Below are 14,457 nucleotides of genomic sequence, written 5' to 3'. Positions count from 1 at the left end.
GAAATGATGGTTTACGGAGGAATTGAAGCCGGCGGCACAAAAATGATTTGTGCCGTTGCCGATGAACAGCTGACGATCATCGCCCAAGAGTCGATCCCAACGACAACGCCAGAGGAAACGTTAGCGGCGATCTTTGCCTTTTTCGATCCCTACGATCTCGTGTCATTAGGGGTAGGTTCCTTTGGTCCGATCGGGATCGATCCAACCCAAGCGACCTATGGCCACATACTAGCAACGCCGAAACAGGGCTGGCAGCAGTTCGATTTTCTCGGTGCGTTGAAGAAGCGCTACCCAGAGACAGCATTTGCTTGGACAACAGATGTCAATGCTGCCGCTTATGGAGAATTACGCCAAGGAGCGGCACAAGGCAAAGACAGCTGTGTCTATTTGACGGTAGGGACCGGCATTGGCGCCGGGGTCGTTCGTGAAGGAAAGATTTTCGAAGGGATCGGTCATCCAGAAATCGGTCATACCTATGTCAAACGCCACAGTGAAGATATGTATGCTGGTACATGCCCGTATCACGGCGACTGTTTGGAAGGATTAGCCGCAGGGCCTTCTTTGGAAGGACGTACGGGGATCAAAGGACAAGACTTGCCGCAAGCGCACGAGATTTGGGGGTTGCAGGCCTTTTATCTAGGGCAAGCGCTGGTCAATATCACGTTAACTTTAGCACCTGAGATAATCATTTTAGGCGGTGGGGTCATGAATCAGCCGCATTTACTCGCTCAAATCCAACAAGCCTTCCTGAAACAAATGGCAGGCTATATGGAGACACCACCAGTGGAAGACTACATCGTCACTTGGGGCTTGCCGAACAAAAGTGGCATTATCGGCTGTCTCTTGTCAGGCAAAGAGCAGGTGACTGCCCATGACTAACCTGCATTTTCCTAAAGATTTTTGGTGGGGAGCCGCTGCCAGCGGTCCGCAAACTGAAGGACGAACGGCCGATGATGGCAAAGGCGATTCGATTTGGGACTATTGGTACGCAACGGAACCAGAACGCTTTTATCAAAAACGGGGACCCAAAGATACCGTCCAGCTGCTGCAGCGTTACCCAGAAGATGTAGCATTGATGAAAGAGATCGGCTTTAATTCTTTTCGAACCTCGATCCAGTGGAGTCGCTTGCTGCCAGAAGGAAGAGGAGCGGTCAATCAACAAGCGGTGGCGTTTTATCGCGAGTACTTCGCCACTTTGATCGAAAATGGCATCGAGCCTTTCATCAATTTGTATCATTTTGATATGCCGATGGCACTGCAAAAAGAAGGCGGCTGGCTCAATCGCGAGACTGTCACAGCATTTGCAGATTATGCCGCTTTGTGTTTTGAGTTGTTCGGTGATCAAGTCCGTCATTGGTTCACGCAAAATGAACCGATTGTGCCAGTGGAGATGGGGTATTTGTATCAACAGCATTACCCAGCAGAAATCAACTTGGCACATGCGGTGCAAGTCGGCTACCATGAAGCACTCGCCAGCGCTTTAGCGATCCAACGCTTCCGTCAGTCTCAGCAATCAGGCGAAATCGGCATCATCTTGAATTTGACACCGACCTATCCGAAAGATCCGAATGATGAAAAAGATGGCCAAGCGGCGCAACTGGCAGATGCCTTTTTCAACCGTTCCTTCTTAGATCCAGCGGTCAAAGGCACCTTTCCGGAAGAATTGATCACTGTCTTAAACGAGTTGGCGATCATGCCAGAAACCAGAGCAGAAGATTTGCAGATCATTAAAGAAAACACGGTCGATCTCTTGGGGGTCAACTATTATCAGCCGCGGCGGGTGCAGCAAAAGCGTTCTGCCAAAACAGCGGACACTCCAATGCCAGAAGATTACTTCGATGTTTATGATTGGCCAGAAAAGAAAATCAATCCCCATCGAGGCTGGGAAATTTATGAACGAGGCATTTATGATACCTTGATCAACCTACGAGACAACTACGGCAATATCCCTTGTTATATTTCAGAAAACGGCATGGGAGTCGAAGATGAAACACGCTTTATCGATGCCAGCGGTCAGATCCAAGATGAGTACCGCATCACCTTTATCAAAGATCATTTGCGGTATGTTCACCAAGCAATCCAAGAAGGCAGCCGGTGCCGCGGGTATCACATGTGGACTTGCATGGATAATTGGTCTTGGCTGAATGAATTCAAAAATCGTTACGGGTTTATTGCCGTTGATTTGGCTACCCAAAAACGCACCATCAAAAAGTCAGGTGAGTGGTTCCGCGAAGTGATTCAGCAAAACGGCTTTGTCGATTGATCCTTTGTAAAAAACAACTCAATGAAGCGTCCTATCTTGCAAAAGGTAGGACGTTTTTTTGGTTTTTAGAGAATAAAAACAAAATATAAACAAAGACCTTTAATTTGTTTCATTTTATCTTTAGTTTGTTCCTTATTTTTTAGGGATGAAAGCGTTATTCTAGTAGCATGAAGGAGATGATGAGATGTGAAGAAAAAGGGGTTTTGGAGGAATGTCTGGCAATACAAAGCGTTAATATTGATGGCTTTGCCAGGTGTTGTCTGGTTTATCTTTTTTTTCTATATACCTGTATTCGCAAATGTGGTGGCGTTCAAAGATTTCCACATTTCACCAGACGGCTTTTTTGCCAGTTTGAAACAAAGCCCGTGGGTCGGCTTTGATAACTTTAAATTTTTATTTGCATCCAATGATGCTTGGCTGATTACTAGAAATACGTTACTCTACAATATCGTATTTTTAGCATTCAACCTATTCTTTGCGATTGCCTTTGCCATTATAATGAGTGAGCTACGCAATAAGCGTTTGGTAAAAGTTTATCACACGATGTCACTGTTGCCGTACTTCCTTTCTTGGGTGGTTATTTCGTACTTTGTCTATGCCTTTTTGAGTCCAGACAAAGGGATCATCAACCAATGGATCACGGGTATGGGCGGTGAAGGAATCAACTGGTATGCTGATCCGAAATGGTGGCCGTTTATTTTCGTCTTTATGAATGTCTGGAAGAGCTTAGGCTACAACAGCATCATCTATTATGCGTCAGTGGTCGGGATCGATCAAACGTATTACGAAGCCGCGATGGTCGATGGCGCCAGCAAATGGCAGCAGATTAAAAATGTGACGTTGCCACAACTGATTCCAATGATTTCCGTCTTGTTGATTTTGAACATCGGTGGGATCTTCCGTGCCGACTTCGGACTTTTCTATCAAGTCCCACGAAACTCTGGGGCGTTGTACCAAGTCACCTCCGTTTTAGATACGTACATTTATAATGGACTGACTGCCACAGGCGACTTCGGGATGACCGCAGCTGCCGGCCTTTATCAATCAGTGGTTGGGGCATTATTATTACTAACAGCGAATTTGGTTGTTCGTAAACTAGAACCAGATTCAGCATTATTCTAAGGAGGATGGATAAATGAAGAAAAAAGTAACGAAAGTCGAGATCCGCTCCTTTAACCCAACGGTCAACCTGATTTTTAATATCGTGATCGGTCTGTTCGCGATTTCCTGTGTCTTGCCGTTTCTCTTTGTGATCGCGATCTCATTGACCAGTGAAACCTCTTTGGCAGAAAACGGCTATCGCTTTTGGCCACAAGAATTTTCGTTCGCAGCATATACCTACCTGTTTAGCGGACAAATGAGCAGCAAAATTTTCCAAGCATTTGGCGTATCTATTTTTATCACTGTTTTTGGTACCTTCGTCAATGCAACGATGACTTCACTATATGCCTATGTCATCTCTCGCTCAAATTTTCCATTCCGTCGGTTCTTTACGATCTTTGCTTTGATCACCATGTTGTTTGCGCCAGGGATGGTTGCCAATTACTTAGTGATGGTCAACTTGATCCAATTGAAAGACACGATTTGGGCGTTGATTTTACCCCTTGCCTTAGGGCCTTTTAATATCCTTGTTATGCGGACCTTCTTTAAAAAGACGGTACCAGATAGTATTATAGAATCTGCGCGCATCGACGGTGCCAGCGAAATGAAGATTTTTCTGTCCATCGTGTTGCCCTTAGCGGTTCCAGGGATCGCAACGATCAGTCTATTTGCCGCTCTTGGCTATTGGAACGACTGGTTCAATGCATTGTTGTATATTCAAAAAGACTCTTTAGTGCCGTTACAAGCACTTTTGATGCGGATTCAAAGTAACTTGGACTATCTAGCCAAAAGCTCTGGTATGGCTGCCCAGATCCAAGGTGGTTTGGCCGCTTTGCCAAGCGAAACTGCTCGCATGGCAATCGTTGTTGTTGCAACCTTACCGATTGCGATCACCTATCCATTCTTCCAACGGTATTTTGTCGGTGGTCTGACAATTGGTGGCGTCAAAGAATAATCAAATGAGTATAGGGAGGAAACAAAAATGAATTTGTGGAAAAAAACAGCTTTTGCTGGGATGGCCGCAGCGGCAACTTTGGGAATGGCTGCCTGTGGGTCGAACGGCGCAACATCCGATTCAGAGAACAATGCAGACGGCGTAACGACTTTATTGATGTATCAAGTCGGGGACAAGCCAGAAAACTTTGATCAATTAATGGAGATCGCTAATAAACGCATTGAAGAAAAAACCAACGCTCGCATCGATCTGCAGTACATCGGCTGGGGAGACTGGGATCAAAAAATGAGCACCATCATTTCATCGGGTGAAAACTACGATATTTCTTTTGCCTCAAACTATGTTGCCAATGCGCAAAAAGGCGCGTATGCAGATTTGACGGAGTTAGCACCAAAATATGCCAAAGAAGCGTATGATCAATTAGACGAATCTTATATCAAAGGCAATACGATCGACGGAAAATTATATGCCTTTCCAGTCAACGGCAATATTTATGCCCAACAAGTCTTGACCTTCAATAAACAATATTTAGACAAATATGATTTGGATATCAGCGGGATCGAATCTTATGCAGATGCCGAAGACGTGTTGAAGAAGTTCAAAGAAGAAGAACCAAACATCGCACCGTTTGCGATCGGACAAACCTTTAATGTTTCTGGAAACTATGATTATGTGATTGGGAAAGATTACCCATTTGCTGTCAAATTGGATGGCGATACAACGAAGATCATCAATCAATACGAAGATGATGAACAAATGGAAAACTTGAAATTGATGCACAAATGGTACAACGAAGGCTTGATCCCAACCGATGCAGCCACCAATACAACTGGTTACCCATTAGAAGGCAACACATGGTTCATGCGTGAAGAAACCCAAGGACCAATGGATTACGGTGATACGATCTTAAGCAATGCCGCAGGTCATGAATTGGTTTCACGTCCAATCACGAAACAATTAAAATCAACCGGACAAGCGCAAATGGCAAACTTTGTCGTAGCGAATGTTTCGAAAAACAAAGAAAAAGCAGTGGAAGTGTTGGGCTTGTTGAACAGCGATCCTGAATTGTTGAATGGATTGGTTTGGGGTGTCGAAGGTGAAGCATGGGAAAAAATCGAAGGCCAAGACAACAAAATCCGTCTCCTTGATGGCTACTTGCCAAATACCCGGATGGCTGCTTGGAACACTGGGAACAACATGATCCTTTACACACAAGAATCCATCACAGACGATATGATCAAAGAGCGTGATGAAAACATTGCTAACGCGGAAGCATCACCAATCTTAGGGTTCAACTTCAAGACTGATAATGTGAAAACAGAAATCACGAATATCGCCAATGTCATGAACCGTTACAAAGCAAGTTTAGCAACCGGAACGATCGATCCAGAAGAAAATGTTCCGAAACTAAACGAAGAATTAAAAACCGCTGGCTGGGAGAAGGTCCGCGATGAAATGCAAAAACAATTTGATGAGTACCGCGCAAGCCAAGAATAAGTAACAGGTGGTTCTCATAAATCAATAGATCAAGCAAGCCGGAGGCTAAACGCATCAGGACCAATGGTTCCCACGTCTAGCTTTTGGCTGCTTTTTCTTTTAAAGTAAATAGCAAAATCTTTGATAAAAACGTTACTTTTGTTTTTAACGTTCAAACAGCAAGCATGTTGCATCTAAAACGTACATAGCATTAAAAGATTCTCAGGTAGCTTGAGTAGGAAGCTGAAATCATGCTACATTTTCGGTAGGGAACAAATAAGGGAGGAATTTTAAATGGAAGAAACAGCAAATAGCGGGTTGGTCAAGGGCTTTCGCTTGATTTGGGCGATCGTGAAGTTGAATTTGTTTTTTGTCGTATTGACGCTTGCCGGTGGGGGAATCTTAGGGATTGGTCCAGCGTTTCATACCATCAGTGCTTTGATCCACGAAGATGGACTAAATTATGAGAATCAAAGTTTTCGTAGCGCATGGCGCATTTGGCGCAACGTCTTTGTCAAGGCCAATAAGCAGTTTTATCTGTTCTTCCTACTGACAGGGTTCTTAGTGTATAACCTGTATTTAGCTACCCAGATCCAAGGCTTGATTTGGTTGATGATCTCTTTTGTTTTAGTTGTTGTCAGTGGATTGAGTGTTTTACTGTACCTGTTAAGTGTGGTTTTTGACACGTCTTATGAGATATCCTTGTGGAATAACCTGAAATTGTCCTTTGTGTGTCTGTTTCTTCATATGGCGACCTTTCTAAAATTGCTGGTTGGGATCGCTAGTATTCTAGTTTTTACTTGGATGATGAAAGGGCTCTTGCTCTTTGGAACCTTCAGCTTACTGATTTTATGGTGCCATGTGGCGATCAGTCAGGAAAAAAACGTCATTGATCGGGATTTGGCACATGACTAAGTGGCGTTTTCGTTTGTTCAAACACGATTTTTTGATCAATCAGTTGATGCAGCTGTACAGTGTACTCTTGGTGATCATCTCCATCATTATTATGTTGGTCCTGACCGCTTATACCGGAGCGGATCGTTTTACTACGAGTGAACGTTTAGTGGAGAGCACAAGCTTGCAGCTGGATGCTTACGTGCAAGATCAAAATACCGTTGTTTCAACGGTACTTGGCGAATTTACTAGTTCAGATACCGCCTTTGAATCATTACGCAACTATTTGCAGCTTTCATTGCCAGATTATTTTTCCTATAGTAATGATATTTTTCGCCAGACGGGACAGAGTGTATACTTGCCCAATATTCTCTATCGTTTGATTCGTAATCATCCTAGTATCGAAGAGATCATCATTCAATTGGATGAAAGCAATGAGACACTAGTGGCAACGCCGGATACACCTTACGGAGAAAAACACAGCGGCAAACAGATTGATTTAAAAAATCGTCTGTTTTTTGTTCGTTCGATCGCCCAACCAAGTAATTATGCCCAGCCCTTAGGCCAAGTCTACGTGATCTTTCGTTCAGACGATGTTTTAGCCAATCGACAAGAAGACAACCAAATTCATGGAATCAACAGTTTTTTGTATACCTCAAATGGTCAGCGGCTGTACAAGGATGCCACGAACCTCAGCAAGGAAACTTTAGCCAAAATTGATCAGGCGGTTGCTCACGGAACCATTCACGACACTCTTTCGAAAGACTTTTATATCAAAAAACAAACCACTGTCAGCGGAGAAGTGTCCCTGGTTTTGTTGTCAAAAAGGGTGATTTGGCGGGATATTTTTTCCAGCGCCATTTGGATCTTTAGTTTTGGGATTGGGATTCTATTATTGGTCCTATGGGTGCTTCATCGCACCTTTAAGCGCTATACATCGCAAGTAGAGCAGATCGTCTATGCGACGAAAGAAGTCAGCCAAGGGAATTTTGACAAACGGATCGATACCGCCAATGTCCAACAAGAACTGAAAGAAATCGCAGAAGCCATTAATCAAATGACTTACAGTATCAACGAGTACATCAAAGATATTTACACACTGGAGATCAAACAACGGGATGCCGACATGCGGGCATTGCAAGCCCAGATCAATCCGCATTTTCTGTATAACACGTTAGAATACATTCGAATGTATGCCTTGAGCCGCAACCAAGAAGAGCTGGCGGATGTCGTCTATGCTTTTTCGGCCCTATTACGGAACAACACGACGCAAGAAAAGACGAAGACCTTAAAAGAAGAAATCGATTTTTGTGAAAAATATGTCTACTTGTTTCAGATGCGCTACCCAGATAAGATCGCCTATCATGTAACCATCGATCCGGCATTAGAACAGTTGGAATTGCCGAAGTTCACACTGCAGCCACTTGTCGAAAACTATTTTGTTCACGGCATCGATTATCAGCGCAATGATAACGCCATCAGTATCAAATCTTATAAAGAAGCCGGTCAAATCGTGATTGAAGTCAAAGACAACGGCAAAGGCGCAGATCCGCAGCAGTTAGGGATGATTCATGAAGAATTGCAAAATCAGGAGATCGGAGCCCAAACCTCAATCGGGATCAAAAATGTTCACGAACGGTTGCGGGGCATGTTCAATGGCGCTTATCAAATGGACGTTACGTCTCAAGCAGCCGCTGGGTTTACGGTCAAGATCCGTCTAGATGAAAACAATTTGCAAAGGGGGCATGAGGCAGATGTATAAAGCAATGTTCGTTGATGATGAATATATGATCTTGCAAGGGCTGCAAATGATCTTGCCTTGGCAAGAGCTGGGCTTTGAGGTGGTGCATACAGCGAAAAGTGCTAGTGAGGCCCTCGAGTATCTACAAGAACATTCCGTTGATTTGCTGATCACGGATATTCGGATGCCAGAAATGAACGGCATCGATATGATCCGCCAAGCGCAAGCGTTTGGGAATCGATTTTTTTCGATCATTCTATCTGGTTATCAAGAGTTTGCCTTTGTCAAACAAGGCATGGCGTTAGGTGTGCGTAATTATCTAGTCAAACCTGTTAACAAAGAAGAACTGCGTAGCAGTGTTCAAGCGATTGCAGCTGAGTTAGAGGAGCAGCAAAAACTGTTGGCAGAAAAAGAACTTTATCAAGAATCAAGCCTGCTGCTTTGGTTGAATGATGAATTGAACGAAAGCGAGTACCTCCATTTGCTGGCGCAACAGAGGGTGCCGCTAGCAGCCCCCTTTACCGTTTTGCAGTTCAATGGGACTGCCGAGATCTTACAAAAAATCACGACGTTTTTTCAGCAACACGATCAGCCATTGATCTTACCAGGGCGATTAGATGAAAACCAAGTGATCATTACCGCAGCCGGACCAAGACAGCAAATCAACGCTGACTTAAAAGCATTAGCCCAGCAACTTAATAGTAAAGACTGGCAGTTGATCATGAGCGAAACCATCAACGAGTGGGAGAATTTGTATAAAGCCTATGAGAAAATCAAGCAGGTTCAATCGCTGCAAGCCTTCTATCCAGATCTGTTTTTACAAGAACAGACGATCCACGTGGATATATTAGAGCGAAACGAAGAACTACCGTTTCTATCTTTTAACAAAGCGCTGACCATCGGGGATGTTAAAACAATCCAACATGAGCTAGATAAAATGTTCGCTATTTTGGAACAAACCCAAGCAGACCCTGAGCATGTTCGTTATGTTTCTTTTTTATTGTTCAATGATATTTATCGGCAACTGCCGGTGCTTTCCCAAGAAAACCATGAGCAGATTTTAGCACGAATCCGCGAGTCCAATACATTGGCAGATTTGCGGCAACTCTTTGATGATGTGCTGGAGCTGGCTAAATCACAACCGCCGCAAAAACGTTATTCAGAGATCGTTCAAAAGACGATCCAGCTGATTGAAGAAGGTTATACCCATGATTTGACGGTCAAATCAGCGGCAGAAGAACTGCACGTTAGTGTTGTTTATTTGGGGCAGCTCTTTAAGAAAGAAACGGAAATGAGCTTTAATCAGTATGTCAATCTGGTGCGCATCAAGCAAGCCCAACAGCTGCTGCTTCATTCGAAAGCCACGATCAGTGAGATCGGGGATCGCATTGGTTACAACAATACCAACTATTTTTCCAAAATGTTTAAGAAATTGAATGGTTTGACCCCCAAAGAGTTTCGCGATACCTATGAACAGCATTATGAATCCCTTGATTGAATTTAGATTTCTTCAAAAAAAATCCGGTTTTTGTGATTAAATGATAGTAATTGTGACGCTTTCACGGTAAACTAAGAGAGGAAAAATAAAGAAGAGAGCGTGATGTTGTGAAAGAAACCAAAAAATTTGCACAAGTTTTGATAGGTACCGGGCTGATTGCGTTAGCCATATCCTTATTGATCACTGCCCATCAAGGATATGATACGATCAGTACGTTTTTGTTAGGAATTTTGAATTTTATCGATGTCCCTTTTTGGATAGCCAGTTTGTGTTTTAACATTGTTGTTTTGTTGATCGTTGCAGTCTTTGATCGTGCCGAATTAGGCATTGGCAGTTTTATCAACGGGATCGGCTTAGGCTTGTTGATTGGGATCTTTGAACCAGTGATGGACAAAGTATCAATTCATTTGCCTTTCTACCCATGGATCGCTATTTTCGCTGCACCGATCTTATTTGGCATCGGCGCCGGCATTTACGTTTCTTCCAACAAAGGTTCAGCGGCGTTAGAAGCCTTGACGGCCTTGATCTATAAACGAAGCAAATTGACCCAAAAAACGATCCGTATCGGCTTGGATGCTGCGATGGTCTTGATCGGTTTTGCGTTAGGCGCCAGTGTGGGGTTAGGTACTCTCTTGTGTATCGTCTTTATTGGCCCAATCTTTGAAGCCACCATGAAAACCATCGCTGCCCGAAGGAAAAACGCCTAGCCTTGAGAATAAGTCGGAAAAAGCTGTCTGTGAGGGCAGCTTTTTTGCTGCTTCCATTTAAGGAAATCATCTGAAGAAAGAGGAATCCTGATTTCCTTAAGATTCTCTGGGTAAAAAAAGTGTTTTCTCCATGGTTCCCGACTGATTGGACTTGGTATACTGATAAGACGAGTAAAGGAGAAGTGAAAATGAAAAGTTATCGTTCGACGATTGCGGCTTGCTTTGTAGGGTACATCGTTCAAGCCGTGATCAATAATTTTGCCCCCTTATTATTTTTGACCTTTCAAAGCCAATACCAGCTACCAATCAGCCAGATAACTTTGTTGGTCAGTTTTAACTTTTTGACTCAGTTAGCCGTCGATTTTGCAGCAATCTTTTTTGTAGACCGTATCGGCTATCGTATTTCGATCGTAGCGGCGCATTTTTTTGCAGCGATCGGCTTGATTGGTTTAGCCATTTTTCCCTTATGGTTTCCGACCCCGTTTAGTGGATTATTAGCAGCGGTTTTGTTGTATGCCATTGGCGGTGGCTTGCTGGAAGTTTTAGTCAGTCCCATCGTTGAAGCCTGTCCAACGGAACATAAGGAAAAAACGATGAGCATGCTGCACTCGTTTTATTGCTGGGGGTACGTGGGGGTCGTTTTGTTCTCAACGGCGTTCTTCATGGTGTTCGGTATTCAACAGTGGCCGATTTTAGCGATCGTCTGGGCGCTGATCCCGTTGGTCAATTTGTTTTTCTTTACCAAAGTCCCGTTGGCGCCAATCGTTGCCGAAGGAGAACGAGGGTTGACCACTCGGCAGCTCTTTTCCTTGAAAAGCTTTTGGCTGTTTCTGGTGATGATGGTCTGTGCTGGAGCCAGCGAACAAGCAGTCAGCCAATGGGCATCGACCTTTGCTGAACAGGGCTTAGGTGTTAGTAAGACACTAGGCGATTTGGCAGGACCGATGGTTTTTGCCTTGATGATGGGGATCTCCCGCTTGCTTTACGGCAAATTTGGAGAACGAATCGATTTGAAACGCTTTATGTTTTTGAGTGTTTTGCTTTGCCTACTGGCGTATATGATGATCGGCTTTGCTTCATTGCCATTGATCGGGTTCCTTGGCTGCGGCTTAAGCGGTTTTGCCGTAGGGATCATGTGGCCGGGGGTCTTTAGTCTTTCTGCGCAATACATTCGCAACGGCGGGACGGCGCTATTTGCTTATTTGGCATTAGCGGGAGATCTAGGATGTTCGATCGGACCCGCTGTCGTCGGTAGCATCGTCGAATGGACGGGACAACAGCTGCAGGTTGGGATTTTAGGTGCGATCATTTTCCCGATCATCTTGCTGGCAGGAATTTATTTGGTTCAACAAATGCACAAAAAACGACAGCTTCCGTTGCTGGTTTTTCAAGAATCCACAAAAGAATAAAAAAATTTTGGAGCAAATGCCGTCTTTTCATGGTATTTGCTTTTTGTTTTCTGAAATTCCTCTAGTCAAGATAGTTTCTATCCGCTATACTTTGACTTATTCATTTAAAAAGGAAGTGATGTTGTGAAAAGTCAATTGAAAAAAGAAATCAGTTTTTTTGGGGCATTATCGACAGTAATGGGAACGGTGATTGGCGCCGGCGTGTTTTTCAAAGCAGCGGCTGTGGTCCAGCAGACCCAATCGACTGGATTGACCTTGTTGGTTTGGCTGCTTGCCGGCTTTCTAACGATTTGCGGCGGCTTGACCGTGGCAGAGTTAGCGACGGCGATTCCTGAGACCGGCGGACCTATTCGATATATCGAAAGAATTTATGGGAAATTACCCTCCTTTTTATTAGGCTGGGCACAAAGTATCATTTACTTTCCAGCGAACGTGGCGGCTTTAAGTATTATTTTCGCAACACAATGTTTGAACTTATTTCATCTACCTAGCAATTATTTGCTTCCTTTATCGATTTTGACCGGAACGAGTGTGACCTTGATTAATCTTTTGGGAACAAAAGCTGCAGCTCAAGTCCAGTCCGTCACCTTAGCAGTCAAGCTGATTCCGATTGCGGTGATTATCGTGGCTGGCCTGATGACACCAGGGCAAGTATCGGTCTCATTGGTGGATTTTTCTTCCAATACTCAAGGATCCCTTGCAGCTGGTATCAGTAGTGCCCTCTTAGCAACCCTTTTTGCTTATGATGGCTGGATGGGGGTCGGCAATGTCGCTGGAGAAATGAAGCGACCCGAAAAAGATTTGCCAAAAGCCATCATCTTTGGGTTGAGTTTTGTTACCTTGGTGTATGTGTTGATCAATGTTGCCTTTTTAAAAACATTGCCGATCGATCAAATCGCTGGTAATTTGAACAGTGCCTCAGAAACTGCGATGGCCTTGTTCGGCAGTTTTGGCGGAAAATTGGTCACGAGCGGTATCTTGATCTCTGTGTATGGCGCATTGAACGGCTATACAATGACTGGCTTGCGGGTCCCATATGCGATGGCGTTGGAAGATGAGATTCCTTTCAGCAAGACCTTTGCGACCTTAAGTAAAACCACTAATGCACCCTATGCGGCGGCCTTTTTACAATTAGGGATCGCGTGTGTCATGATGCTTTTAGGCACCTTTGATCTCTTGACCGATATGCTGGTTTTTGTTATGTGGTTCTTTAGTGTATTATTGTTTGTAGGAGTTTTTCGTTTGCGAAAAACAGAACCGCAGATGAAGCGTCCGTATAAAGTTCCTTTCTATCCAATCATTCCCTTGATTGCGATTTTAGGCGGCTGTTTTATCTTGATCATGACCTTGATCACTGACACGTGGTTAGCAGTCGTGGGAATCGGCGTGACGTTACTAGGAATTCCCGTTTTTTATGGAAAAGCAAAAGGAAAAGCGAGAGGGGCGAAAGAATGAAGATCGTTGTACTTGATGGCTATGCGTTGAATCCAGGGGATTTGGCTTGGCAAGGGTTTGAAGAATTAGGAGAGGTGACGGTGTATGATCGTACCTCATATACAGATAAACAAGAAATTATTGAGCGAATCGGTGATGCCGAAGCGATTTTGACAAATAAAACGCCGATCACCGCTGATGTGCTCAAAGCATGTCCGCAATTGACCTACATTGGGGTATTAGCAACTGGATACAATGTCGTTGATTTGGCAGCAGCGAAAGAACAAGGAATCACCGTGACCAATATTCCTAGCTACAGTACCAATGCAGTGGCACAAGCGACCTTTGCTTTGCTGCTGGAAGTGACGAATCAAGTGGGACACCATAATCGTTCCGTGCATCAGGGAGACTGGCAAACTAGCAAAGATTTTTCTTATTGGCAGACACCGTTGATGGAATTGGCAGGCAAAACGATTGGGCTGATTGGATATGGTGCGATCGCTCAAGCAGTTGCCACGATCGCACATGCGTTTCAATTGAAAGTAATCTACTTTAATCATCGACCAAAACCAGCACAAGCGGATTGGGCAAAACAAGTTTCGCTGGCGGAACTGTATCAAGAAGCAGATATCATTAGCCTTCATGTTCCACAGTTTCCTGAGACAGAAAAAATGATCGATCGCACAGCATTGGCACAAATGAAATCTTCTGCGATCCTGATCAATACCGCCCGTGGCGGCTTGATCGATGAAGCGGCAGTTGCTGAAGCGCTGAAAACCGGGCAGATCGCAGCCTTGGCGGCAGATGTCGTCTCGAAAGAACCGATTGCAGCGGACAATCCCTTGTTGCAAGCACCAAATTGCTATTTGACGCCGCATATCGCTTGGGCGCCAGTCGAAACCCGACGTCGTTTGATGGGGATCGCTGTGGCGAACTTAAGCGGCTTTAAAGCAGGTACAGCGCAAAATGTCGTGTAAGC

12 protein-coding genes are annotated in these 14,457 nt (G+C 44.3%); all 12 read left to right on the top strand.

Features of this window, described 5'->3' with window-relative positions; translation table 11 throughout:
* Positions 1 to 3: 3 nt before the first annotated feature.
* The 12 genes from A5877_RS03595 (at position 4) to A5877_RS03540 (ending at position 14,455) form a co-directional block, all read left to right on the top strand.
* Positions 4 to 879: an ROK family protein gene (locus A5877_RS03595; protein WP_016613580.1), complete on the top strand. Its 876-nt coding sequence runs from the start codon at positions 4 to 6 to the stop codon at positions 877 to 879.
* Positions 872 to 2,263 (top strand): glycoside hydrolase family 1 protein, encoded by a 1,392-nt coding sequence (locus A5877_RS03590; RefSeq protein ID WP_016613579.1) that lies wholly within the window; start codon positions 872 to 874, stop codon positions 2,261 to 2,263. The genes A5877_RS03595 and A5877_RS03590 overlap by 8 nt, the downstream gene beginning before the upstream one ends.
* A gap of 240 nt (positions 2,264 to 2,503) precedes the next feature.
* Positions 2,504 to 3,385 (top strand): sugar ABC transporter permease, encoded by an 882-nt coding sequence (locus tag A5877_RS03585; protein WP_086294872.1) that lies wholly within the window; start codon positions 2,504 to 2,506, stop codon positions 3,383 to 3,385.
* 13 nt (positions 3,386 to 3,398) lie between these two features.
* Positions 3,399 to 4,319, top strand: a complete 921-nt coding sequence (locus tag A5877_RS03580; protein ID WP_005225516.1) for a carbohydrate ABC transporter permease — start codon at positions 3,399 to 3,401, stop codon at positions 4,317 to 4,319.
* Between the two features lie 27 nt (positions 4,320 to 4,346).
* Entirely contained in the window at positions 4,347 to 5,816 is a 1,470-nt protein-coding gene (locus tag A5877_RS03575; protein WP_016613578.1) for an ABC transporter substrate-binding protein, read from the top strand.
* 273 nt (positions 5,817 to 6,089) lie between these two features.
* Positions 6,090 to 6,710 carry a DUF624 domain-containing protein gene (locus tag A5877_RS03570; RefSeq protein WP_008378954.1) on the top strand — a complete coding sequence of 207 codons (621 nt, stop codon included), beginning with the start codon at positions 6,090 to 6,092 and terminating at the stop codon, positions 6,708 to 6,710.
* Positions 6,703 to 8,451 (top strand): sensor histidine kinase, encoded by a 1,749-nt coding sequence (locus tag A5877_RS03565; protein WP_086316392.1) that lies wholly within the window; start codon positions 6,703 to 6,705, stop codon positions 8,449 to 8,451. Before A5877_RS03570 ends, A5877_RS03565 begins: the two co-directional genes overlap by 8 nt.
* Entirely contained in the window at positions 8,444 to 9,928 is a 1,485-nt protein-coding gene (locus tag A5877_RS03560; RefSeq protein ID WP_008378952.1) for a response regulator transcription factor, read from the top strand. The genes A5877_RS03565 and A5877_RS03560 overlap by 8 nt, the downstream gene beginning before the upstream one ends.
* A gap of 107 nt (positions 9,929 to 10,035) precedes the next feature.
* On the top strand, positions 10,036 to 10,635 hold the full coding sequence (locus A5877_RS03555) for a YitT family protein (RefSeq protein WP_005234774.1): 600 nt from the start codon (positions 10,036 to 10,038) through the stop codon (positions 10,633 to 10,635).
* 188 nt (positions 10,636 to 10,823) lie between these two features.
* Positions 10,824 to 12,044 carry a sugar MFS transporter gene (locus tag A5877_RS03550; protein WP_042890478.1) on the top strand — a complete coding sequence of 407 codons (1,221 nt, stop codon included), beginning with the start codon at positions 10,824 to 10,826 and terminating at the stop codon, positions 12,042 to 12,044.
* 123 nt (positions 12,045 to 12,167) lie between these two features.
* A complete protein-coding gene (locus A5877_RS03545) occupies positions 12,168 to 13,499 on the top strand; it encodes an APC family permease (protein ID WP_086316391.1) in 1,332 nt (443 codons plus the stop codon).
* The gene (locus A5877_RS03540; RefSeq protein ID WP_086316390.1) at positions 13,496 to 14,455 is read left to right on the top strand and encodes a D-2-hydroxyacid dehydrogenase; all 960 of its coding nucleotides are present in this window, start codon (positions 13,496 to 13,498) and stop codon (positions 14,453 to 14,455) included. Before A5877_RS03545 ends, A5877_RS03540 begins: the two co-directional genes overlap by 4 nt.
* Positions 14,456 to 14,457: the final 2 nt, after the last annotated feature.

Source organism: Enterococcus sp. 3C7_DIV0644, assembly GCF_002141235.1.
GTDB classification, from domain to species: Bacteria; Bacillota; Bacilli; order Lactobacillales; family Enterococcaceae; genus Enterococcus_D; species Enterococcus_D entomosocium.
Note: the sequence above shows the minus strand (reverse complement) of the source record. Positions and strands in the feature narration are given on the sequence as shown.